Below are 23,605 nucleotides of genomic sequence, written 5' to 3'. Positions count from 1 at the left end.
TATGAAAAAATATTTTAAAAAATTAACTGCGCTTTTAGCTGTTTGCGTTTTACTTACAGCTTGTGCTGGTCAAAAACAAAATACTGAAAAGAAAGAAGAAACTAAAACGGCAGAAAAGAAGTCTGATACTGTAAATGCACAAATCAGTTTTAGTGGTTCTTCAACTTTAGCTCCGGTAATCAATAAGATTTCTACTGATTTTATTGAAAAACATACTACTTGGGATAAGGTTGATTCTTCATTGCCAAAGAAAAATATAACTATTTTCGTATCTGCCGGTGGTTCAGGTGCAGGTGTTAAGGCTGTTCTTGATAAGGTAGCAAATTTTGGTATGCTTGCTCGTGATATAAAAGATAGTGAAAAAGAAAAAGTTAAAGATTTAGAATCATTTACTTTAGGAATTGACGCTCTTTGTCTTTGTGTTCACCCTGAAAATAATGTTATAAAAGCTAAGAATGGAAATTTAACTAAAGAAGAAATTATAAAGATTTTCTCAGGAGAATATAAAACTTGGAAACAAGTTGATCCATCATTGCCTGATGAAGAGATTGTAGTTGTTACTCGTGATTTAAGTGGTGGAGCTCATGAAGTTTTCCAAAAGAAAATAATGAAAGAAACAAAGGTTAAACAAGATGCAATTCAAGCTCCTTCAATGGGTGCATTAGTTTCAAAAATCATTGAAAATAAAAATGCTATCGGTTATGCATCATTTGGTATAACTAATCAAAATAAAGGAAAATTAATTCCATTAAAGGTTGATAATGTTGAGCCTACTGAAGAAAATATTTTGAATAAGAGTTACTATATTTCAAGACCTTTAATCATTATGAAGAGTGGAAAACTTACTGCAACAGAAAAAGTATTTGTTGATTTACTTCAATCAGAAGAAGGAAAGAAAACTATAAAAAATATGGGATTCATTCCAAGTAAATAATGGGTTAGTGGCTAAAGATAGGGAGTTTTTTCCTTTCTTGCTATTTAAGATTACAAATTTTTAGGAATACTTTTTGGTATTCCTATTTTTTGGAGTTGTTATGAAAAATAAAATTTTTAAACATACGATATATTTTTTTACATTATTTACTATTTTGCTTTTATTAACTTTGATAGTATTTTTGTATAATCAGTCCTATCCTTTTTTTATAAAGAATGATTTTTTTAAATTCATTTTTAATAAAACTTGGGACGCAAGTGAGTTTTCTGGAAGTTTTGGAATTTTTAATATTTTACTTGCGAGTATTTTTATATCCATACTTGCTTGTGTGATTTCACTTCCAATTGCTTTTGGAACTTCACTTTTTATATGTTTTTATTGTAAGAAATCTAAGACAATTTTAATGTGGCTTATAAATATTTTGGCAGGTATTCCGTCAATTATTTATGGTTTTTTCGGAATGTTTATAATCGTAAAAAATATAGAAAAAATATTTAAAGTTTCGGCAGGAGAAAGTGTGCTTGCCGGTAGTATTATTTTATCAATTATGATTTTACCTTATTTTGTTTCAAATTTAATTGAAACTATTGAACTTATAAAAAAGAAATATAAAAGAGATTCTGACGCTTTGGGAATTAGCAAGGAATTTTTTATAAGAAAAATTGTTTTAAAAAAGTTAAATTTTTCAATTTTAACCGGTTTTATGATTTCATTTTCAAGGGCTATTGGAGAAACTATGGCAGTTATGATGGTGATTGGAAATGCTCCAATTTTTCCAAAGCTATTGTCAAAGGCTCAAACAATTCCTTCACTTATTGCTCTTGAGATAGGAATGAGTGAGGTTTATAGTGAGCATTATTATGCGCTTTTTGCAAGTGGTTTTGTGCTTTTGATTTTGGTTTTAATCATAAATATTTTGTTGTTTTTGATTAACAGAAAGAGAGATAATTATGATAAGATTTAAGGATAATCTAATTAAAATTTTTGCATATTTTTCAATTTTTGTGGTTATGATTGCAATTTTTTTAATTTTTTCTTTTATATTTTTCAATGGTTTTTCAGAGATAAGTTTAAAATTCTTAATGGAAAATCCTAAGGGATTACCTATAGGTGTTGACGGTGGAATAAAAAATGCGATAATAGGTTCATTTTTGCTTATGTTGTTATCAATGATTTTTTCAACGGTTTTGGGAGTTTGCTTTGCGATTTATAATAAAATTTTTTGTAAATCAAGATTTTTAAAAACTGTTTTAAGTTTTGTTGTTCAATGTGTTTCATCAATTCCGTCTATAATTATCGGACTTTTTGTTTATGGTTTTTTTATTGTAACTTTAAACATTCCAAAGAGCTTATTTACTGCAAGTATTGCTCTTTCTCTTATGGTTTTTCCATTCGTTGAGTTAAATGTGGAAAAGCTACTTGCGGAGTTTGATAGGCAATGTATAAGAGATAGCTATGCTCTTGGAATTGATAAGTTGTATATGTGTAGAAAATTAATTTTACCAACTATTTCAAACAAAATAGTTTCAATTTCAATTTTGGCAGGTAGTTATGCAATCGGAGCTACTGCTCCATTGCTTTTGACCGGTGTTGTTTTTATGGCAAAACCGAATGGGCTGTTAAGTCCGGTTATGGCTTTACCGTTCCACTTGCATATGTTGCTTAGTCAATCCGTTGGAACTCAAAAGGCTTATGCAACAGCTTTGGTTTTGATTGGGATTTTGATTATTTTGAATTTGTTGTCTGAAATTATAATGAGAAATATTGGAGGTAAAATAGTTGAATATATTAGAAATAAGAAATCTTAGCATTTTTTATAAGGAAAAAGAAATTTTGAAAAATGTTAATTTGGATATTAAAGAAAATGAAATAATTTGCATTATGGGAAGTTCAGGCTCGGGTAAATCTACTTTACTTTCCTGTTTAAATGGATTTTTAGTTGAAAATGGCGGAAATTATACGGGTGATGTATTTTTTAAAGGAAAAAATATAAGAGATATAAAGCCGATAGATTTGAAACGGAAGATGTCAACTCTTTTTCAAGATTCAAAGCCTTTTGACTTTTCAATAGAAAAAAATCTTACCTATGCAATGGAGTTCTATGAGGGGAAGATTAAGAACAAAAAAGAAAGAGTTAAAAATCTACTTGAAAGTGTAAATTTGTATGATGAAGTAAAGGATAATTTAAATATTTCTCCTTATAAGTTATCAGGGGGGCAAAGGCAAAGACTTTGTATTGCAAGGATGCTTACAACTTGCCCAGAAGTTTTGATTTTTGATGAACCTTGTTCTTCTTTAGATGAGAAAAATTCTATAATAATTGAATCTCTAATAAAAGAACTTTCAAAAAAATACACTATAATAATTTCAACTCATAATGAAAAACAGGCAGAACGTCTTGCAGATAGAATAATTAGGATTGATAATAAACAATTAAATTAAAAAATTTTTTCAAATTAAAAGTTAAAAAATCGCTTTAATTGGGTCTAATAAAATAGACAATTTTGTGGGAGTTTATTTTTAATTTTTGATGATTTAACAAGTGCTGTTGATACTAAAACAGATGAATTGATTAGAAGAGGATTAGCTACCTATATGCCTGAAACTACAAAAATTATTATCGCACAAAGAATTTTATCAGTTCAAGATGCAAATATGATTTTGGTAATTGAAAAAGGAAATATCGTATAAAAGGCGATGTATGTTCTAATGGAAGGTAGAACTGTATTTATAATTGCTCATAGACTTTCTACAATTTCAAACTCTGATAGAATAATAGTTTTGGATAATGGAGAAATTTTAGAAATGGGAACTCATGATGAATTGATTGAAAAACAAGGAAGATACTATCAATTATATACAGGAAAATTTGAATTGGATTAATAAGTTTAAAAATCAAAGTCTATAATTTGACTTTGATTTTTTTATGATATATAATGGTATTGTACATTATCAATATAGAGTGTAGAAATTTTATAATTTGCATTTTGTAGAACATACAATAAATAATTCAAAGATGGTGATTGATATTTATGAAAAAGAATAATTTAAGTTTAGATTTTAGCCTAGAAAATAGAATATATCGTAAGACTTTTAAAAAAATACTTAAGATAATATTAATATATTTAATTTTTAAGTTGATATTAAGTCTATATTTTATGTTTAATGTGTATATGTTTAAACAAGAATTTTTATATGGTAAAAAATTGGAATTTAGCGTCGATGAAATAGAATATAAAATAGATACTCTTGAAGAAAAAAAAGAAATTATTAACCTGATAACTGATTTTTCTAATAAAAGTTCAAAAGTTAATATACTATCTTATAAATGCTTACCTAGAGTAGAAATTTTTACAGATAGTTATTATGTAAATGCTTATGAATGCTATGATTATTATTTTAGATTTATGTTAAAGGATTTTTCTGTTGGTGGAAGGTATTTAAAAGAAGAGTCTTTAAATAAGTTATTTGAAAAATATGGGAAAAAAGATTTTTTTGCTCTTGAGGGTGAGTTTTCAAATATTTCAGATGTTTATAAACAAATAAGGGAAAATAATAGAAGTTTTGATGTCAATTCATATATAGAAGAGAAAGAGGATATTGACGGAAAAATAATTTACCATTTATATAAAAAATATAAAGGTGCAAAATTATTAGATGGTTACGAAATAGTCGTTAAAGATAATAAATTTAAAGTTACAAAAGTTGAGTATAAAAAATTTGATATAAAAGTTGATGATGCTCTTTCAAAATTTGGAATAGATAGATATTTAAAGTATAGAGAAGATAAAACCGGAGAAAAATTGAAAGTAATTAAAACTGAATTTATTCATCAAGATGGTAAATTTTATAATCGTTATGAAGTAGAAGTTTCTTTTAAAGGAAAAAAATCTATAATTTTTCTATATGAAGAAAAATATGTAGGAAAATAATTTTGTAAAGATAAAAAAATTTAAAGGAGACAAATTATGAAAAATAAACCTTTTAAGTTGGTATTAATATTATTTTTGTTTTTAGTTTCAATACTTCTTTATAATCATTTTAAGGTTGAAGTGGATGAAGAAATTTCAAAAACAGAATCTGTAATATTAGAAAAAGAAAAGACTATTAAAGAATATGTTGATAATGCTAATAAAGATGTAAAAGATCAAAAACTGAAAGTTGTATCTTACAAAAAGGTTAAAGATACAAATGGAGTGTTATATACAAGATATGATATGCAAATTGAAAATGCTAGTGGAACAAAATCAAAAATTTTTTGTATTTATAAAAAAGAGTAAAATTTACAAAGAGTTACTTAAGTGGTAACTCTTTTTTGTTATATCAAAATATGATAAAATAATCATATCAGATTGAAAGAGGTAATTATTGTGGCAGTTGGATTTATAACAGGAAGATTTGGAGCAGATAGGACTGATAAGATTTTAGATCTTTGCTTTGAAGAGGCTAAAAGAGAAGATAAAAAGCCTATATATATTTTAGTTCCGGAAAAATTTACATACGAAATGGAAAAAAGACTTAGTGAAATGTTTGAAGATGAGAAGAATATCGACCCTAATTTTAGGATTAGAGTTGTTAGTTTTTCTACTTTAAGTAAAATAATTTTCACAAGTGTTGGAGGTCTTAAAGAGAGAAAACTTACAACAAGTGCAAGAAGTCTTTTAACTTTTAAGGCAATAAATAAGGTTTCAAAAGATTTAGTTACTTTTAAGTCTAATGATTTGAAAATGGGTTTTGTAAATAATGTTATGGATATGATAATAGAGTTTAAGCAAAATGATTTTTCTGTCTTAGATGTTTTTGCTATGTCAGAAAATATAGAGAATGAGTCATTAAAAGTAAAGATGAGTGATTTACATAAGATTTATAATTCTTATGAGAGTTTAATTGAAAAAAAATATTTGGATACAGAAGATACATTAAATATTTTTGCTAGAAAGCTTGACGATTTTGAAAGCATAAAAGGTGCAACAATTTTTGTTGACGAATATATGGATTTTACTCCTGCCCAATATTTAGTTATTGAAAAACTTATTACTTTTTCAAAAAATATTTATTTTTCTCTTTTAACTGATTTTAGAAATTTGAATTCAAAAATGAATATGTTCCAAAGGAGTAATTCAACATTTTTGAATATTAAGTCTATTTGTGAAAAAAATAATATTCCTTTGATTGATAATATTTTTATTTCTAATGAAAAATATTATGATGCAAAAGATTTGGCATTTTTAGAAAAAAATATTGGAGGTTTTTCTCCAAAAACTTATTCTGATATTTCAGAAAATATTAGAATTTTACAATTTAAAAATATATATGAAGAAGTTTCTTTTATTGCAGAGGAAATTTTGAAGTTAATAAGAACTGGAAATTTTAGATATAATGATATAACTTTATGTATGAGAAATTTAGATGATTATTCATATATAATAAAAAGAGTTTTTGAAGATTACAGGATAGATTATTTCTTGGATAAAAAAATTTCTGTTATGGAAAATCCTATTATGATTTTGATTTTATCCATTTTAGATATGAAAGATAAAAATTATTCATACGATTCAATTTTTAGATATTTAAAGAGTGGTCTTACAGGAATTTCAGATGAAGATATTTTTCTTTTAGAGAATTATGTTATAGCAAATGGAATAAAAGGAAGTCAATGGTTTGATGAAACTTGGGATAAGCCGATCCTCCATAGTTTTGAAGAAGATAGCGATGATGAAAAACTTGCAAAGATAAATGAAATAAAAAATTTGGTTGTAACACCGATAAAAAATTTACACGAAAAGTTAAAAGGAAGAAATACTGTAAAGGAAATCTGTAAATATTTATATGAATTTACTTTAGAGATTGAACTTTTTGAGAGAATAAATGAATTTGTTGAAAATTTCCAAAATGAAGGGAATTTATATAAGGCTAAGGAATATTCACAAGTTTGGGGAAGTTTTATTTCAGTTTTAGATGAGTTGGTTGAATTTATGGGTGATGATAAAATTGCTTATTCAAAATTTATAAATTTAATTAAGACAGAGCTTGAAAATATTGAACTTGGAATTATTCCTCCTTCAAAAGACGAGGTTTTTGTTACAACTGTTGATAGGATGAAAAAGCCTTCAACTAAGGTTGCCTTTATTCTTGGTGTTAATGATGGGAATTTTCCTAAAAATATTGTAGATAACGACTTGATTAGTGAGAGCGAAAAGAAAAGTTTAAAGAGTTTTGGACTTAATTTTTCAAATAATAATTTAATTAAAATAACAGATGAACAATTTTTAAGCTACAAGGCTTTTAGTATTGCAAAAGAAAAATTGTATATAACTTATCCAAATTCTGATTTAGCTGGCAAAGCTATGCTAATTTCGAGATTTGTGAAGAAAATAAAATTTATTTTTGAAAATCTTAAAATAGAAATTATTGAGCCTTTAAAAGATTTTTCAATTCGTGATATTTTTACAACCTTTTCTAAAGAAAGATTGTATCAAATTTTAGTTTCAAATATTGAAAACTTGAATTCAAATAAAATGAGTGAAAATGAAAAATTTAATTTTAAAGAAATTATTGATTTTTTAGTTCAAGATGAAAATTATAGATACAAGATTGAAATGCTAAAAGATAAGTTGAATTACAAAAAGGAAACTAAAAATATTGGTGATTTTACTAAGTATCTTTATGAAAATGGAAATGTAAGTATTTCAAAACTTGAAAACTTTATGCGTTGTCCTTTTTCGTTTTTTATGAATTATGGACTTAGAGCAAAAGAGAGGGAAGTTTATGAATTTTCTTCTGCAGATTATGGAACATATTGCCATAAGATTTTAGACGACTTTTTTAAAGGCGTTTTTGAAAGAAAAATTGATTGGAATTTAATTGATGAAAAATTTATAAGTACTGAAGTTGAAAATATAACTACAAAAATGCTTGAAAAAAAGGGTTTTATTCTTGGAAGTTCATCAAAATATGAATATCTTTCAAATATTGCAAATAAAAATATTGTTGAAATGATTGAAATTATGGCTGAACAGGTAAGACGTGGAAATTTTGTTCCAACAGGTTTTGAAACAACTTTCGGAGATGAAAATTCTATAAAACCAATTACTTATACATTGAGAAACGGAAAGGATATTAAGCTGGTTGGTAAAATTGATAGAATTGATGTTTTAAAAGGAGAAGATTCTGATTTTCTAAGAATTATTGACTATAAGTCATCTAAAAGGGATATTGACTTAAATCAAGTTTATAAAGGGTTACAATTACAACTTTTTATATATATGAATGCAATTTTATCTTCCAATAAAGAAAGATATAAGCCTGCCGGTCTTTTTTATAGTAGTCTGGATATGAGTTTTGTAAATTCTAAAACTTATGCTGATATGCTAGAAGTTGAATATTCTGATAAGCTAAAAGAAAACAAATTGAGTGGTTTTGTTATAAAAGATATGGATATTTTAAAAAATTTAGATAGAACTTTAGATGAAGAAAATTTAAAATCTGAAATTTTACCAATAGTATTAAAAAAAGGAATGGATATTGGAAGTTATACAAAAGGCTTAACGAAAGATGAATTTGAAATTGTTAATGAATTTGTTATAAATAAAGCTAAAGATATTTGTGAGGAAATTTACTCCGGAAATATTGATATAAAACCATATAAACAAGGCGATAACAAGGCTTGTGAATATTGTAAATACAAGTCAGTTTGTAAGTTTGACCCTAAGAAAAATAAATATAATAATATCAAAGACATAAAGAATGAAGTTTTTGATTTAATGAAATCAGAAAATGAGAAGAAAAGAGGTGAGGATTAGTGAGTGATGTAAATTGGACTAAAGAGCAAAGAGAGGTAATAGACAGTAGAAATTCTAATTTACTTGTATCTGCTGCTGCAGGTTCCGGAAAAACTGCTGTCCTCATTGAAAGAATTATAGAGCTTATTTTAGATGAAAAAAATCCGATAGATATTAACAAGCTGTTAGTAGTAACTTTTACAAAAGCTGCTGCATCTGAAATGAGAGAAAGAGTAGGTAAGGCAATAGAAAAAAAACTTGAAGAAACTCCTGAAAGTGAGCATCTTCAAAAGCAATTACTACTTCTTAGTGGTGCTGATATTACCACAATTGACTCTTTTTGTAAAAATGTTTTGACAAGCTATGCTCATTTGGTTAATTTGGATAGTAACATAAAGGTTATAGAATCTGTTGAGTCGGAAATCTTAGCTAAAGAGGTAATAGAGGACTTGTTCGAAGAGCTTTATGAAAATAAAGATGAAAGTTTTTTAAGATTAGTCAATTGGTACGCGAAAAAAAATACAGATAGTATGCTTTCCAATATTTTATTAAATGTAAATAATTTTGTAAATTCTCACCCTTTTCCTAAGGTATGGCTAAATGAAAAAGCAGAATTTTATAATACAAGTAACAAAGACGATAATTTTTATTTGGAAAATTATATTTTGGATATTGCAAATTCTGTTAATACCAATTTGGAATTTTTTGAGCTTAGTATAAAAAATAATTTGAAAAAAATTGAAGATTATTCGGAGTTTGAAAATTATGTAGATTGTTATAATGCCTTATTAGACAAACTTTGTGAAGTTAAAGAAAGTTTAAAATTATTTTTAAATAGTAGAGAAAATTTTGAAGATTTGATAAAAATATCTGATGAGTATTTAGACACTAATTTTATAAAATTTTCAATTCCTAGAAAATGTGATGAAGAAATTAAAGCTATTTATTATATCGTAAAAAAAGAATTGGATAGTTTGAAAAAGAAAATAGAGGAATCTTTAGACAGTTTGAAAGTAAATGTTGAAGATATAAAAAAGGAAAGTGAGTATATTTATCCTTATATTCGTGCTATTTCAGACATTGTAATTAAATTCAAAGAAAAGTTTTGGGAGAAAAAGCAAAAACTTAATTCCATAGATTTTGCAGATATGGAGCATTTAGCTTTAGATATATTAGTAGATTTTGATGAAAATGGAAATTTTAAACCGTCAAAAATCGCTTTGGACTATCAAAAGAGATATGATGAAGTTTTTATTGATGAATATCAAGACAGTAACCTTGTTCAAGAGATTATTTTATCTGCCGTTGCAAAAGAAAATAACAGATTTATGGTTGGGGACGTAAAACAAAGTATTTACAGATTTAGGCAGGCCGACCCGAGCATTTTTATGGAAAAGTATGAAAGCTATAGAAAGGCGGAAGAAGATTTTGAAAGTTTGAATAAAAAAATAATGCTTTATGCAAATTTTAGAAGTAGAAGTGAAATTCTTGAGGGAACAAATTTAATTTTTTCAAAAATAATGCGAAAAGAAACGGGAGAGCTTGACTATACAGTTGATGAAAGATTAAACCCTATGGCAAGTTTTAAAGAAACGGATAAAAATGTTGGTGGGGCAGTTGAAATTTTTATTGTCGATGAAAAAATAGATGATGAAGATGAAGAAATAAATTTAACCGATGAATATTCAGAAGAATTTGAAGAAATAAAAAACTTTAAACTTGAATGTATAAAGATTGCAAATACAATTTATAATATGATTAACACAAAAGAAAATAGTTTTATGGTTTATGATAAGACTTTGGACGATTATAGAAAGATAAAGTATAAAGATATTGTAATTTTGATGCGTTCTCCAAGTGTAAAGGTAAAAATTTTAGAGGAAGTATTTTTAGAATATAATATTCCGTTATATTCTGAAGGTAAGGGAGGATATTTTGATACTTTTGAAGTAGATACGATTATAAATTTACTTAAGATTATTGACAACCCAATGCAAGACATTCCTCTTATTTCAATAATGTATTCTCCAATATATAATTTTACTGTGGCAGAGCTTAGTGGAATTAGACTTGTAGATAGAAAATTAAAATTTTATGAGCTTTTAATAAAGATTTTAGAAGATGAAAATATAAATATTAGAGAAAATTTGAAAGAAAAAATTTCAAAATTTATTTCGGACTTAAAACTATTTTCAAAAAAGAAAAATTTGATTTCAACTGATGAGCTAATATGGTTTTTGTATAAATATACCGGATATTATAACTATGTCGGTATTTTAGAAAGAGGAGAGAGAAGAAAAACCAATTTAATGTTACTTTTTGAAAAGGCTAAAAATTATGAAAAAAATTCCTATAAAGGATTATTTAATTTTATAAACTATGTTCAAAAAGTTAGTTTTAAAAATGAGGACAGCGAGGCAAAAATACTTTCAGAAGAAGAGGATATAGTTAGACTTATGACTATTCATAGTAGCAAGGGACTTGAGTTTCCGATTGTTTTTCTTTCAAATACAGATAAGTCATTGAAAAAGAAAAGTAATAAAAAAGAAGAAACTAATTTACTTTTACACCAAAAACTTGGCTTTGGAGCAGTTGTTTATGATATGGATAAAAAAATTTGTTTTGACAGTATTATGAAAAAGAAAATTAAAAATATTAAAGAAAAAGAACAAATAGCAGAGGAAATGCGACTACTTTACGTTGCAATGACAAGAGCAAAAGAAAAACTTATTATAACTGGAAAAGTTAAGGGCTATGAAGAATTAAAAGAAGAAATAAATTCAAATCTTGATGAAAGAGGAAATTTAAGTAGTTACAAGATAATTCATTCTGAAAATTATCTGGAATGGATATTAAGTTCTATTCAAAATCTTAATGTTTGTGGAAAAACTTTGAATTGCTTAGGAAAAGAACAAAATTTTTTAGGTAATGAAGATTTGAAATTCCAAATTGATATTAGTAATAAGGCTGATGAGTTTAAAGAATATCAAAGAATTAAAGAAGAGATAAAGTCTAAAAATATTTGTTTAGAAGAGGATATTGCACAAGAAAAGGCCGAGAAACTTAGTATCAAAGAATTTTTGAACGAAAGATTCGACAAAGAGTATGCCTATAAAAATATTTTGGATAAGCCTTCAAGTATTACCGTTTCTGAAGTGAAAAAGATGATACAAGAAGACGAAGAAGATAAGCATAAAAAATATTATAGTGAAAATTTAGTTTTAAAAACTCCGTCATTTATTCATCAAGGAGAAGAAAAAGTTGAATTTAATTCTGCTGAAAAAGGAACAATTTTCCACTTGGCTATGCAACTTTTAGATTTTTTAAAATTTGATATGGAAGATGTTTCCAAAATCAAAGAAGAAATAAAAAGACAGATAAATTCATTTGTAGAAAAAAATATTATGACAGTGGAAGAATCAAATACAATAAATATAAATTGGATTGTAAAGTTCGTTCAGTCGGATATTTTTAAAGAGATTTACATTTCAAACAAATTTGGAAAATTATATAAAGAAAAAGCCATTGACTACAACTTGAAGCTCAAAAATCTTTACAAAGATGAAAATATTTCGGAAGATGAAAAAATTATGGTGGTAGGAATAATTGACCTTTTCTTTGAAAATGAAAATGGAGAAATAATTTTATTGGATTACAAAACGGATTATGTAACAAAAGAAAATCTGGAAGAAGTAAAAAATAGATATAAGATACAGTTAGATTTATACAAATCGGCGATTGAAGAAATCTCCGGAAAAAAAGTAGCCAAAAAAGGACTATATCTATTTGGAATAAATGAATATGTGGAAGTTTAAAAGCAAAGTCAGTTGACTTTGCTTTTTTACTTTGATATAATTTAAATATATGTTATTTAATTTATAATTAATATATGCAATATTTTTTATTAATAGGATGAATAAAATTAAATTAAGAAAATTATTTGTTGGTTGTGCATTAACACTTGCAATTGTTTTATCTAATAGTAGGATAGATAACAATTTAGCTTTAAGAAAAGAAATCGTTTCCGCAAACGCAAGTGGAAGTTGGAAAAAAAGCGATGATGGTAATTTATATTATATAGATAGTTCAGGAGCTATGCAAACCGGTTGGTTACATTTAGAAAAAAAAACATATTATTTGTTTAGCTCTGGTGAAATGACTATAGGTGTTACTGTTATTGGTAAAATTGAATATTTTTTTGATGGATATGGAGAATTTAAGACAGAATATGATATTTATGAAAAAGAATAGAATTTTAAAAATAATATTAATAATTTTAGGTATAACTTTAATTTCTATATTAATTAGATATAACTATGAAGTGAATACATTGAAAAAGGATATTTTATCAAGTGAAAAAGTGAAAATTTATTTTGAAGGAAATGGTCATACCATTAACTTAAAAACGGTTGAAGAAAGAAATGAGCTTATAGATTTGATTACCGATTATAAAATTAAATTTTTTTCTAAAATTGAAGATGTAGAAAAAACTCCTCCAGCTATAAGTTTATCTTTTGATGGTAAAGAAATAGATTTTTTTATATACGAAAAAAATTCTATAGTGGATTTTCATAAAAATAAAAGTAAATATTTTTTGATTAACTTTTTGAGTGATAATATTTATGAAAAAAGTTTAATTAAAATTTATGAAAAGTTTTGTGAAAATTACAAAAAAAATTCTTATTATATTAAATTAAAAAGTAGAAATTAAATCCCATATTGTAACAAATATTTTTAAAAAACTTTAAATTTTGTGATTTAAATGCTTGATTTTATAAAAAATTGGGAGTATAATATATTTGATTTTAGAAGATATGAAAATAGTTATTGAAAAGTGAGTTTAACTATATTGTAATTTTAACAATTTAATAAAAAGTTATTGAAAGTATAATTTATTATCGCAAATTTGAAAGTGCATTTTTACGAATGCACTTTTGTTGTGGGACAAAAAGTTTGTTGGATAAAAAAATTATACTTTCTTTTAATGGAGAAAATTTACTTTTCTACTTTAAATTTTTTTGGAGAGGAGGGTTTTAAATGGAAAATTTTATTCAAAAAATATTTGATATTGATGAAAATGCTGAAAATTATCAAAGGGATTTGGAAATAAAAAAGCAAAAGCTACTTAATGATAGAAAAGAAAAACTTAAATGTATTGATGATGAATATTTTAAGGTTTTAGAGGAAGAAAAAGAAAACTTAAGTTTGCGTTTGGAATCGATAGAAAAAGAAGATTTAAAAAAACTTGAAAGTTATAATAGAAAGTCTATTGAAACTAAAAATATTTTTATGGATAAAAAGGAAACTTTGGTTAAAAATTTTGCTAATTCTATTTTAGAAAGTGGTGAGCTTTATGGGGAATAATTTTCATTCAATTAATGCTAAGATTGGCGTTTTGAGAAAGGGAATTTTAAAAGAATCTGATTATGAAAAAATTTTGTCTTTTGAACAAAGGCACGAAATAGTTGATTATTTAAAAAACAATCCTCTATATAAATATGAAATTCCTTTGTATGAAGAAAGATCTATGAGAAATAGATACGATACGGAATTTATGCTCAATAAGATTGAAGCGGATTTACTTGGCAGATTAAAATTTTTCCTTTTTGGTGAGGATAAGAAGATTATTGAAGTTATGCTTATGAAATATGAATTTAAGGATATTAAGATAATTCTTAGAAGTATCGTTGAAAATGAGAAAATAGATTTGGAAAGAGATACGATAATGTATAAGAAAAGTAAACATATTGACTATGACAAACTTGTAAATTGTGAAACTTTTCATCAGGCTTTAGAGATTTTAAAGGGTACGATTTACAAAAAGACTATTGCATCTTTAACTGATGAAGATGTTTTTAGACTGCATTTTCATGTTGAGATGAAACTTGATAGTTTGTACTTTTTATCTATGAAAAAATCTATTGATAAGTTATCGAAGTCCAGTCAAAATATTTTAAATGATTATTTTTCGGCTTTGATAGATACGATTAATCTTCAATGGATAATTAGGGCTAAGAAGTATTATAATCTTTCGAATGAGGAAATTTACAGTTATAGTTTAAGGTTTGGAAATTATATTAAGGGAGATTTTTTAAAGGATTTAATTTACAGTGATAGTATTGATGCTATTGTTGAGAAGATAAAGAAAACAAAATTAAGATATACTCTTGAAGATGAAAATGGAAATGCTATTGTTTCAAATAGGAATATTAAAGAGTATGTTTATAATAGGCATTTGAAAAAACTTAAAGATTATGATAATTCTATTTCTACTTTGCTTAAATTTATCATTCAATTAAATGTTCAAAATGAAAATTTAATTAGAATTGCAGAGGCTAATAAATATCAACTTGGTAAAAATGAAGTTAAAAAATATTTGATTAATATTCATTAATGGTTAGGGGGTGCAAAATTGGCTGTTGAAAAAATGAAGATGATGAATCTTGTTGCACTAAAACAAGATACTCATAGCATACTTAGAGAAATTGTTTTAAACGGTTCAATTCATATTACAAATTCCGGAAATTCTGAAAATTTCACAATGAAGTATATGGACTCACAAATTGGTATTTTCAATGACATGGGAGTTGCGGTTGATAAAATTAGACCATATCATAGAGAGAAAGTTTTTAAAAAGAGGAAGTATAAAGAGCTTTTAGACCAAATATTCAGCTTTTTTGATATTAAGGAAGAAGAAGTTACACTAGATGATTTACAAAGTCTTAATTATAGTGAAAAATTGAAATTTTTAGATGATATTTTCGAAAAATCTTCTGCTATTAAGTTAAGAGAAGATGAGAATAGAAAAAAGAGAGCGAGAATTAAAATTTTGTTAAATGCTGTTGAATATTTTTCTGATAGTGATATGAAACTTTCTGAGTTTTATAGTTTAAAACATATTAATTTTGATATGGGACAAATTTCTAAAAACTCTTGGATAAAGTTAAAGGCTAATTATGAAAATATAAATGGTTTGGTTGCTCACTTAGGAAGTAACAGTTATGGAGAAACTGTTATAATCTTTACTCCGTCAGTTTATGCAAAGGATATGAAATATTTTATTCGTTCTTTGTCTTTTGATATGATTGAACTTCCAAACTTAGATATTTCTTTTAAGGAATTTATTGTAAATAAAAAGTCTGAATTAGAGCTTTTAGAAAAAGAACAAGATGAAATTTTAAAAGAAAAGTCAGCTTTTAGAAAAAAATATTTACAAGATATTTTAGCTATGTATTATAGATATAAAATTATTGAAAAGATTGAAGAGCTTGAAGGGCATATTGCAGAGAGCAAAAATTTTATTTTGTTAAGTGCTTTCGTTCCTGAGTCAAAGGTTGAAAGTGTAAAAAATTCGGTTGAAAAAGCATCGGAAAGTTCTGCAATTTATTTTGAAGATGATACTAAAATACCTTCAAAATTTAAGATACCGACAAAGTTAAAGAATAATTTTATTTTAAAACCTTTCGAGGCTTTGGTAAAAATGTATTCAATTCCGGATTATAAGGAAACAGACCCTACACCGTTTTTTGCAATAACTTATTTGCTTTTATTTGGAATGATGTTTGGTGATGTTGGTCAAGGATTGATTTTTGTTTTAGCTGGAATGATGTTATCTAAGAAGATTGGTTCGATTGCTAAAATCATTCAAAGAATTGGATTTTCTTCTATATTTTTCGGTTTTATGTATGGTAGTGTTTTTGGAATTGAAGATTTAATTCCGGCATTTGTGATAAGACCTATGGAAGATATTGATACGATACTTGTTGCTACTATTGGACTTGGTATTTTGATGATTTTAATTGCATATTTCATCAATTTTAGAAATTTAAAAATGAGGAAAGAATTTGGAAAATTATTTTTTGATAAAAATGGTTTATCAGGATTTTTATTCTATATTTCATTTATAGCTCTTGTTTTAAATACTGTTTTATTCGAAAAGTATGTAAGTATTAATGTATCATCTATGATTACAATTTTTAGTGTTGCAGTTTTGATTATAACTTCAACTTTGATGTTTATGAAACCAAAACTTGCTCCAATGGTTAATAAATCTGAAAAAAAAGAGGAATTTTCTCCAGTTGAAAGTGGTTTTGAAATGTTTGAAACTGTAATGGGATTTTTCTCAAACACTCTTTCATTCATAAGAGTTGGAGCGTTTGCTATTAACCATGTTGGGCTTTTTATGGCTTTTCATGCTTTGGGTCAAATGTTAGGCTCAAGCATCGGAAATATATTTATGATTATTTTAGGAAATATATTCATCGTGTGTCTTGAAGGACTTATAGTTTTTATTCAAGCAATAAGATTGGAATATTATGAATTATTTAGTAAGTATTTTAACGGCGAAGGTATTAGTTATGAGCCGTTAAGAGTTGAATTACAAGGAAAAGAAATTTAGGAGGCAAATTATGAAAACAACTTTATTATTAATAACTTTAGGAATAGGAACAACAATTTTAACAGGAATTTCTTATTTAAGAAAAGGAAAGAAAACAACAAAGTCAGGATTAAAAAAGGCAATAGCGATTAATGTTTGTTCAATTTTAGCTTTATTTTTAATGGGACTTGTTCCAGATGTAGCATTTGCAGCTGAAACTGCTCAAAAGTCAACAAATTCAGCAAGTGGTTTAGGATATTTAGCGGCTGCTTTATCAACAGGTCTTGCAGCTATCGGTACAGGTATTGGTGTAGGGCAAGCCGGTTCAGCAGCAATTGGTGCAGTTTCAGAAGATTCTTCAATTTTAGGAAAAACACTTATTATTCTTGGACTTGCAGAAGGTATTGCAATCTACGGTCTTATCATTTCAATAATGATTTTACAAAGAGTTTAGGAGATTTTTATGATAAGTTATCTTATATCAGATAATACAGATACACTTGTAGGAATGAGATTGGCAGGGATAACTGGAGTTGTTTTAAAGAGTAGAAAAGAGGCATTAGAAGAGTTTAACGACTGCTTGAACAATAAGGAAATTGGAATTTTGATTTTGACAGAAAAGATTTTTGACTTGATTAGTGAAGAGGTTATGGAAGTTAAATTAAAGAAAAAATTTCCTCTTATTGTTGAAATACCGGATAGAACCGGTTTGAAAAGAGATGCAAATTTCATTACTAAGTATATAAATGAATCGATAGGAATTAATATATAAGGAGCGTCTTATGATAACAATTGAAGATAAGATAGAATCTTTTAAAAGAATACTAAATGAAGAAATTTACGAAAGATATGATGAAGAATTAGAAAAAATTTCTTTAGAAACAGAAAAGCTGATTACAGAATATAAAGCTAAAAAGTATGAAGAAATTGAAAGATTAAAAAGAGATTATAGAGTAAAATTAGAAAATAAGACAGATAAAATTCATTCAAAAACTCTAAAAGAAGGTCAAGACATTATTTTAAATACAAATAAAGAAATTTATGATGAATTTTTTAAATTATTAAAAGAAGAGTTGATGTCTTCTTATGTTGATAAAAAAGGCGAAGTGTATTTAAAAAATGCTCTGGAAAATGTAAAAAAAGATGTAAAAGAAAGTGATGTTGTTTATGTCTTTGAAAAAACTTTTGAAAGAGATAAAAATATTGTTAAAGATATTTTAGGAGATATTGAAGTTAAAAAAAGTTTAAATATAAAAATCGGTGGATTTGAAGTTGAAAATGAAGAAAAAACTTATAGATTAAATTATTCGCTTGATTTTCTTTTAAATACGAAATATCAAAAGATTCTATCTGAATTTAAAAAAGAAATAGGTATAAACAATTAATGTAATGGGGTGAAAGATATGTGTAATACACCTAGAATAATTGATATAAATGGTCCTGTTGTTAAAGCTTGTGGTATGGGAATCTATAAAGTTCGTGATATGGTTTTGGTTGGTAGTAAAAAATTGATCGGAGAAATTATATCTATCGATGAAGATATAGCGACTATACAAGTTTATGAAGAAACTCAAGGACTAAAGGTTGGAGAAATTATAGAAAGTACAAATGTTCCTCTATCTGTAACATTGGGGCCGGGAATTATAGGGAATATATTTGATGGTATTCAAAGACCTCTCGAAAAAATATATTCAATGACCGGAGAATTTATTGCAGAGGGGATTGGACTTGTTTCTATTGATGAAGAAAAACTTTGGGAAGTTGAAATGCTTGTAAAAGTTGGAGATAAGATATCTTCAGGACAAGTTTTTGCAACAACTCAAGAAACAAGTTTTATAAAACATAAGATTTTAGTACCACCAACAGTAAGTGGAGAAGTAATAGAAGTTTTAGAGTCAGGGAAATATAATTTAAATACGGACTTAGTAACTATAAAAGATGAAGATGGAGAAATTCATAAATTAAAAATGTATCACAAATGGCCGGTAAGAATTCCACGTCCTGTAAATGTTAGAATGCCAATATCAAAACCTTTGATAACAGGTCAAAGAGTATTGGATATTTTCTTTCCTATAGCAAAGGGAGGAACTTCAGCATTGCCTGGTGGCTTTGGTACTGGTAAAACAATGACTCAACATCAACTTGCTAAGTGGTCTGATGCTGATATTATAGTTTATATTGGTTGTGGAGAACGTGGAAATGAGATGACTGATGTTCTTGAAGAGTTTCCAAAGTTAATTGACCCAAGAACCGGTAAACCTCTTATGGAAAGGACAATTCTTATAGCAAATACTTCCAATATGCCGGTTGCTGCTCGTGAAGCATCGGTTTATACCGGAATTACTATTGCAGAATATTATAGAGATATGGGCTACCATGTTGCTATAATGGCTGATTCAACTTCAAGATGGGCAGAGGCTTTAAGAGAAATTTCAGGCCGTCTTGAAGAAATGCCTGCTGAAGAAGGTTACCCTGCATATCTTCCTTCAAGAATTGCACAATTTTATGAAAGAGCAGGTTATGTAAGAACTCTTTCAAAAGAGGAAGGTTCAATTACTGTAATTGGTGCTGTTTCTCCTCCAGGTGGAGATTTTTCAGAACCTGTAACTGAAAATACTAAGAGATTTGTTTCTGCTTTTATAGGGCTTGATAAGAATTTGGCATATATAAGACATTATCCTGCTGTTAATTATCTTACAAGTTATAGTGGATATATTAAGTTGATTAAGGATTATTATGATGAAAGTGTATCTCCAAAACTTTTGGAATTAAGGGCAAAGATGATGGAGCTTTTATCAGAAGATGATAAGTTAAATCAAATTGTTCAATTAGTTGGAGAGGACGTTTTGCCTAATGACCAAAGAGTTGTTATAGAAATTGCAAAAGTTTTAAAAAAGGGATTTTTGCAACAAAATGCAATGCATGAAACAGATTCCTATGTTCCGTTGAAAAAACAATTTGAAATGTTAAAGGTAATAGATAATTTGTATAGTAATTCAATTTTGGCAGTAAAGGAACAAGTTGCACTTGCTAAAATAAAAAATGATGATTTGTTTGAAGAAGTTATAAAGATGAAATACAATATTCCAAATGAAAATTATGAAAAAGCATTTGAAATTTTAAATTCAAAAATAAATAATTATTATACTGCTTTGATAGAAGAAAATCAGGGAGAGTAGGTGAGAATTATGCAAAGACAATATTTAAAACTTGAAAAAATAGATGGTCCTTTGATTGTACTTAAAGGGGTTGATAATGTTAGTTATGATGAGATGATGGAAATTGTAATTGATGGGAAAGAAAAGAGGAGAGCTAAAGTTGTTCGTATTCAAGGAGATAAAGTTATAGCTCAAGTTTTTGAAGGAACAACAGGTATTTCAACTCAAAATTCAGCAGTTACTTTTACAGGAACACCACTTGAAATTTCTTTAAGCAAAGAAATCTTAGGAAGAACTTTTAATGGAGTTGGAGAACCTATTGACAACGGAGATGCTATTATTTCAGATAAAAAATATAATGTAAACGGAAGACCGATGAATCCCGTTGCAAGAGAGTATCCAAGAGATTATCTTGAAACCGGTATTTCTGCTATTGATAGCTTAACAACTTTGATTAGAGGGCAAAAATTACCTATTTTTTCTTCTAATGGATTAACACACAATGAATTGGCAGCACAAATAGTTAGACAAGCTAAGCTTAAAAATTCAGATGAAAAATTTGCAATAGTTTTTGCGGGAATGGGAATAAAACATGATGATTATGATTTTTTCAGAACTGCATTTGAAGAATCAGGAGCATCATCAAGAGTTGTTTCATATATAAATTTAGCTGATGCACCGATAGTTGAAAGAATTTCAACTCCAAGAACTGCTTTAACTGCTGCTGAATATCTTGCATTTGAAGAAGGAATGCATATTTTGGTAGTTATGACTGATATTACAAGTTATGCAGAGGCTTTAAGAGAAATTTCTTCTGCAAGAGAAGAAGTTCCAAGTAGAAAGGGCTATCCTGGATATTTGTATTCAGACCTTTCAACTTTATATGAAAGAGCCGGAATGGTAAAAGGAAAAAAAGGTTCAATTACATTGATTCCGATTTTAACAATGCCAAATGATGATATAACTCACCCTATTCCTGACCTTACAGGATTCATTACCGAAGGGCAAATTGTTCTTTCAAGAGATTTGTTTCAAAAGAATATTTATCCACCTATAAATATTTTACCTTCATTATCAAGACTTATGAAAGACGGTATAGGTGCGGGTTTTACAAGGGAAGACCACGACCAAGTTCAATCTCAACTATTTGCTCTTTATTCAAGAGTTATTGAAGTTCGTTCATTATCACAAATAATTGGAGAGGACGATTTAACTCAAATAGATAAAATATATATGGAATTCGGTAGGCAGTTTGAACAGAGATTTTTAAGTCAAGATTTTGATGAGTCCAGAACTATTGAAGAATCTTTGGATATTGCTTGGGATTTATTTAAATTATTCCCTAAAATTGAGCTTGATAGGTTGGAAAGTAAATATATGGAAAAGTATGGAAGGTGGTAATATGATTCAAAATATTGCACCTACAAAGTCAAATTTGTTAAGGACAAAAGAAAATCTAAAACTTTCTAAAGTTGGATACAATCTTATAGATAAAAAAAGGACTGTATTAATAAAAGAAATGATGCAACAAATTGAAAAGGCAAAAGAAATTCAAGAAGATGTTAGAGTTTTGTTTGAAAAAGCATATTTAGTTTTACAAGAGGCTAACATTACTATGGGAGTTATGAATGTTCAAGATATTTCTTTATCTATAGATAGATCTGAAAATTTTGAAATTTCTTATAAATCAGTTATGGGACTTGATGTGCCAAGTGTAAAATATGAGCATGGAACATTAAGACCTCACTATGGAATGTATATGACAAGTCCGGCTATTGATGAGGCAATAAAAATGTTTCAAAAAATAAAAAGACTTACTTATAGACTTGCTGAAACTGAAAATACTGTTTATAAATTATCTATTGAAATAAAGAAAAATCAAAAAAGAGCAAATGCTCTTGATAAAATTCAAATTCCAAATCTCGAAGAAACTGAAAAATATATTGCAGAAGTTCTTGAAGAAAAAGAAAGAGAAGACTTTTACAGACTTAAAAAAATTAAAAAGAAAAAATGTGTTTAAAATGGAGCGTAAGCTCCTTTTTTCTTGCGAATATATCTCTATTGTGTTAAAATAAATATGAATTTACAATTCTTGTGTAAAAGAATATTTATTTCATCATATTTACCACTTTAAATTTATCAAAATGGAAATATGTTAAAATATTTTTGTAAGGATATAAGGTGAAATTATGAAAAGATTAGTTAATATATTTTTTAATGATAATATAAAATCATTAGAGGTTTTTATTAGGACAAAAGAACTTTTTGAAAAAAAAGGATTTGAAGTTTCCCAAACTTTTAGAGATGATGCAGAGTTAAGTATCTGTATAGGTGGGGACGGTTCGTTTATAAGGGGTGTACATAATTCCAACTTTCCAAAAGTACCTTTTGTTGGGATAAATACAGGTACTCTTGGTTTTTTTCAAGAGATTAGTTTTGATAAAATCGAAAAATTTATAGATGATTATATAGAAAAGAGATATATAGTTGAAAAAATTAGACTTTTAGAATGTAATTTAAAAACAAATGATATGATATTTTCTAATAAATGTTTGAACGATTTTGTTATAAAGTCAAATAATTCAGAAATTATACATTTAGAAGTATATATTGATGGAAATCACTTAGAAACTTTCGCCGGAGATGGGCTTATAATTTCCACGCCTTCAGGTAGCACAGCCTATAATATGTCTGCAGGAGGAAGTATAATGTATCCAACTTTAAAGGGATTTCAATTAACTCCTTTAGCGCCGATTTTTTCAAAAGTATATAGGACAATTTCAAACTCAATAGTAATACCGAATACGTCAACATTGAAAATTGTTCCATTAGAAAATCAACATAAGAAAATAAGTTTTGTTGCTGATGGTATTGAAAAAGGATATACAGATGTATCATATTTTGAATTTAAAAAATCACAATCAAAGCTTTACAAATTGGTATTTAATGAAAATTGGTACTGGATAAATATGAAAGACAAGTTCTTATAAGAAAATCTTATAATATCCATAGAAAATTAATATAAGTAAATTATTGATTTATTCTGTAAATATGTTATAATTTATTTATAAAAAGCGAAAGTTAAATGTTGTTTAATGTTTACATATATTTAACAGTGAGTTTATTCAGTTGCTTTTTCATATAATGTTCCGATATAAAACAGAGGAGATGAGCCGTTTATAGCTCGTCTTTTTTGTTATATTAGAAAAAATAATAGATTTAATAAAAGAATTTTAATAAAAAGCATAAAAAAAATTAATAAAGGATAAAAAATATGCCAAAAGAGCATTGACGGATAAGGTAAAGGCTGATATAATATTAAAGCACTTGAGGGGAGGCCTTTGAGAGTTATAGA

The 23,605-nt window shown here is 26.8% G+C and carries 21 protein-coding genes and 1 pseudogene; all 22 read left to right on the top strand.

The annotated features are described in order from the left end of the window. Window position 1: 1 nt before the first annotated feature. Window positions 2–934 (top strand): phosphate ABC transporter substrate-binding protein, encoded by a 933-nt coding sequence (locus HMPREF3181_RS04595; RefSeq protein WP_068473694.1) that lies wholly within the window; start codon window positions 2–4, stop codon window positions 932–934. Between the two features lie 100 nt (window positions 935–1,034). Further along, window positions 1,035–1,898: a phosphate ABC transporter permease subunit PstC gene (gene pstC, locus HMPREF3181_RS04590; protein ID WP_068473691.1), complete on the top strand. Its 864-nt coding sequence runs from the start codon at window positions 1,035–1,037 to the stop codon at window positions 1,896–1,898. Beyond that, window positions 1,885–2,742: a PstA family ABC transporter permease gene (locus HMPREF3181_RS04585; RefSeq protein WP_068473687.1), complete on the top strand. Its 858-nt coding sequence runs from the start codon at window positions 1,885–1,887 to the stop codon at window positions 2,740–2,742. Before pstC ends, HMPREF3181_RS04585 begins: the two co-directional genes overlap by 14 nt. Beyond that, complete coding sequence (locus HMPREF3181_RS04580) at window positions 2,714–3,376, top strand: phosphate ABC transporter ATP-binding protein (protein WP_068473685.1); 663 nt, start codon at window positions 2,714–2,716, stop codon at window positions 3,374–3,376. Before HMPREF3181_RS04585 ends, HMPREF3181_RS04580 begins: the two co-directional genes overlap by 29 nt. Window positions 3,377–3,502: 126 nt before the next feature. Next, complete coding sequence (locus tag HMPREF3181_RS08040; RefSeq protein ID WP_255353738.1) at window positions 3,503–3,625, top strand: hypothetical protein; 123 nt, start codon at window positions 3,503–3,505, stop codon at window positions 3,623–3,625. Beyond that, a pseudogene (locus HMPREF3181_RS07555) lies at window positions 3,626–3,817 on the top strand (ABC transporter ATP-binding protein); the annotation flags it as partial. A gap of 149 nt (window positions 3,818–3,966) precedes the next feature. Then, window positions 3,967–4,866: a hypothetical protein gene (locus HMPREF3181_RS04575; RefSeq protein WP_068473681.1), complete on the top strand. Its 900-nt coding sequence runs from the start codon at window positions 3,967–3,969 to the stop codon at window positions 4,864–4,866. Between the two features lie 36 nt (window positions 4,867–4,902). Next, window positions 4,903–5,214, top strand: a complete 312-nt coding sequence (locus HMPREF3181_RS04570; protein WP_068473678.1) for a hypothetical protein — start codon at window positions 4,903–4,905, stop codon at window positions 5,212–5,214. A gap of 90 nt (window positions 5,215–5,304) precedes the next feature. Beyond that, window positions 5,305–8,736, top strand: a complete 3,432-nt coding sequence (gene addB / locus HMPREF3181_RS04565) for a helicase-exonuclease AddAB subunit AddB (RefSeq protein WP_068473675.1) — start codon at window positions 5,305–5,307, stop codon at window positions 8,734–8,736. Continuing rightward, the gene (gene addA, locus HMPREF3181_RS04560; RefSeq protein WP_068473673.1) at window positions 8,736–12,530 is read left to right on the top strand and encodes a helicase-exonuclease AddAB subunit AddA; all 3,795 of its coding nucleotides are present in this window, start codon (window positions 8,736–8,738) and stop codon (window positions 12,528–12,530) included. The genes addB and addA overlap by 1 nt, the downstream gene beginning before the upstream one ends. Before the next feature lie 97 nt (window positions 12,531–12,627). Beyond that, window positions 12,628–12,966 (top strand): hypothetical protein, encoded by a 339-nt coding sequence (locus HMPREF3181_RS04555; RefSeq protein ID WP_068473670.1) that lies wholly within the window; start codon window positions 12,628–12,630, stop codon window positions 12,964–12,966. After that, entirely contained in the window at window positions 12,944–13,426 is a 483-nt protein-coding gene (locus HMPREF3181_RS04550) for a hypothetical protein (protein ID WP_068473668.1), read from the top strand. The genes HMPREF3181_RS04555 and HMPREF3181_RS04550 overlap by 23 nt, the downstream gene beginning before the upstream one ends. A gap of 326 nt (window positions 13,427–13,752) precedes the next feature. Then, window positions 13,753–14,079 carry a hypothetical protein gene (locus tag HMPREF3181_RS04545; RefSeq protein WP_068473665.1) on the top strand — a complete coding sequence of 109 codons (327 nt, stop codon included), beginning with the start codon at window positions 13,753–13,755 and terminating at the stop codon, window positions 14,077–14,079. Then, complete coding sequence (locus tag HMPREF3181_RS04540) at window positions 14,069–15,109, top strand: V-type ATPase subunit (protein ID WP_068473662.1); 1,041 nt, start codon at window positions 14,069–14,071, stop codon at window positions 15,107–15,109. The genes HMPREF3181_RS04545 and HMPREF3181_RS04540 overlap by 11 nt, the downstream gene beginning before the upstream one ends. An 18-nt stretch (window positions 15,110–15,127) precedes the next feature. Continuing rightward, window positions 15,128–17,113 (top strand): V-type ATP synthase subunit I, encoded by a 1,986-nt coding sequence (locus HMPREF3181_RS04535; RefSeq protein WP_068473659.1) that lies wholly within the window; start codon window positions 15,128–15,130, stop codon window positions 17,111–17,113. Window positions 17,114–17,123: 10 nt separating this feature from the next. Beyond that, a complete protein-coding gene (locus tag HMPREF3181_RS04530) occupies window positions 17,124–17,546 on the top strand; it encodes an ATP synthase subunit C (protein WP_068473656.1) in 423 nt (140 codons plus the stop codon). A 9-nt stretch (window positions 17,547–17,555) separates the two neighbouring features. Next, the gene (locus tag HMPREF3181_RS04525; protein ID WP_068473652.1) at window positions 17,556–17,864 is read left to right on the top strand and encodes a V-type ATP synthase subunit F; all 309 of its coding nucleotides are present in this window, start codon (window positions 17,556–17,558) and stop codon (window positions 17,862–17,864) included. A gap of 10 nt (window positions 17,865–17,874) precedes the next feature. Further along, window positions 17,875–18,477 (top strand): V-type ATP synthase subunit E, encoded by a 603-nt coding sequence (locus tag HMPREF3181_RS04520; RefSeq protein WP_068473649.1) that lies wholly within the window; start codon window positions 17,875–17,877, stop codon window positions 18,475–18,477. An 18-nt stretch (window positions 18,478–18,495) separates the two neighbouring features. After that, window positions 18,496–20,271 carry a V-type ATP synthase subunit A gene (locus HMPREF3181_RS04515; protein ID WP_068473647.1) on the top strand — a complete coding sequence of 592 codons (1,776 nt, stop codon included), beginning with the start codon at window positions 18,496–18,498 and terminating at the stop codon, window positions 20,269–20,271. A gap of 9 nt (window positions 20,272–20,280) precedes the next feature. Next, on the top strand, window positions 20,281–21,651 hold the full coding sequence (locus tag HMPREF3181_RS04510) for a V-type ATP synthase subunit B (RefSeq protein WP_068474027.1): 1,371 nt from the start codon (window positions 20,281–20,283) through the stop codon (window positions 21,649–21,651). Window position 21,652: 1 nt separating this feature from the next. Further along, the gene (locus tag HMPREF3181_RS04505) at window positions 21,653–22,270 is read left to right on the top strand and encodes a V-type ATP synthase subunit D (RefSeq protein WP_068473643.1); all 618 of its coding nucleotides are present in this window, start codon (window positions 21,653–21,655) and stop codon (window positions 22,268–22,270) included. 169 nt (window positions 22,271–22,439) lie between these two features. After that, window positions 22,440–23,240, top strand: a complete 801-nt coding sequence (locus tag HMPREF3181_RS04500) for an NAD(+)/NADH kinase (RefSeq protein WP_068473640.1) — start codon at window positions 22,440–22,442, stop codon at window positions 23,238–23,240. Window positions 23,241–23,605: the final 365 nt, after the last annotated feature.

It is taken from the genome of Parvimonas sp. KA00067 (assembly GCF_001553085.1).
GTDB classification, from domain to species: Bacteria; Bacillota; Clostridia; order Tissierellales; family Peptoniphilaceae; genus Parvimonas; species Parvimonas parva.
The sequence above is the reverse complement of the archived record's forward strand: the minus strand, read 5'-3'. Positions and strand labels throughout refer to the sequence as shown.

Bases quoted from the DNA above. Each gene is read 5' to 3' on its own strand.
- HMPREF3181_RS04545 (WP_068473665.1), top strand. From the start codon at position 13,753: ATGGAAAATTTTATTCAAAAAATATTTGATATTGATGAAAATGCTGAA.
- HMPREF3181_RS04515 (WP_068473647.1), top strand. From the start codon at position 18,496: ATGTGTAATACACCTAGAATAATTGATATAAATGGTCCTGTTGTTAAA.
- HMPREF3181_RS04530 (WP_068473656.1), top strand. From the start codon at position 17,124: ATGAAAACAACTTTATTATTAATAACTTTAGGAATAGGAACAACAATT.
- HMPREF3181_RS04540 (WP_068473662.1), top strand. From the start codon at position 14,069: ATGGGGAATAATTTTCATTCAATTAATGCTAAGATTGGCGTTTTGAGA.
- HMPREF3181_RS04585 (WP_068473687.1), top strand. From the start codon at position 1,885: ATGATAAGATTTAAGGATAATCTAATTAAAATTTTTGCATATTTTTCA.
- HMPREF3181_RS04570 (WP_068473678.1), top strand. From the start codon at position 4,903: ATGAAAAATAAACCTTTTAAGTTGGTATTAATATTATTTTTGTTTTTA.
- HMPREF3181_RS04505 (WP_068473643.1), top strand. From the start codon at position 21,653: ATGATTCAAAATATTGCACCTACAAAGTCAAATTTGTTAAGGACAAAA.
- HMPREF3181_RS04550 (WP_068473668.1), top strand. From the start codon at position 12,944: ATGATATTTATGAAAAAGAATAGAATTTTAAAAATAATATTAATAATT.
- HMPREF3181_RS04500 (WP_068473640.1), top strand. From the start codon at position 22,440: ATGAAAAGATTAGTTAATATATTTTTTAATGATAATATAAAATCATTA.
- HMPREF3181_RS04510 (WP_068474027.1), top strand. From the start codon at position 20,281: ATGCAAAGACAATATTTAAAACTTGAAAAAATAGATGGTCCTTTGATT.
- HMPREF3181_RS04520 (WP_068473649.1), top strand. From the start codon at position 17,875: ATGATAACAATTGAAGATAAGATAGAATCTTTTAAAAGAATACTAAAT.
- HMPREF3181_RS04575 (WP_068473681.1), top strand. From the start codon at position 3,967: ATGAAAAAGAATAATTTAAGTTTAGATTTTAGCCTAGAAAATAGAATA.
- pstC (WP_068473691.1), top strand. From the start codon at position 1,035: ATGAAAAATAAAATTTTTAAACATACGATATATTTTTTTACATTATTT.
- HMPREF3181_RS04555 (WP_068473670.1), top strand. From the start codon at position 12,628: ATGAATAAAATTAAATTAAGAAAATTATTTGTTGGTTGTGCATTAACA.
- HMPREF3181_RS04595 (WP_068473694.1), top strand. From the start codon at position 2: ATGAAAAAATATTTTAAAAAATTAACTGCGCTTTTAGCTGTTTGCGTT.
- HMPREF3181_RS04525 (WP_068473652.1), top strand. From the start codon at position 17,556: ATGATAAGTTATCTTATATCAGATAATACAGATACACTTGTAGGAATG.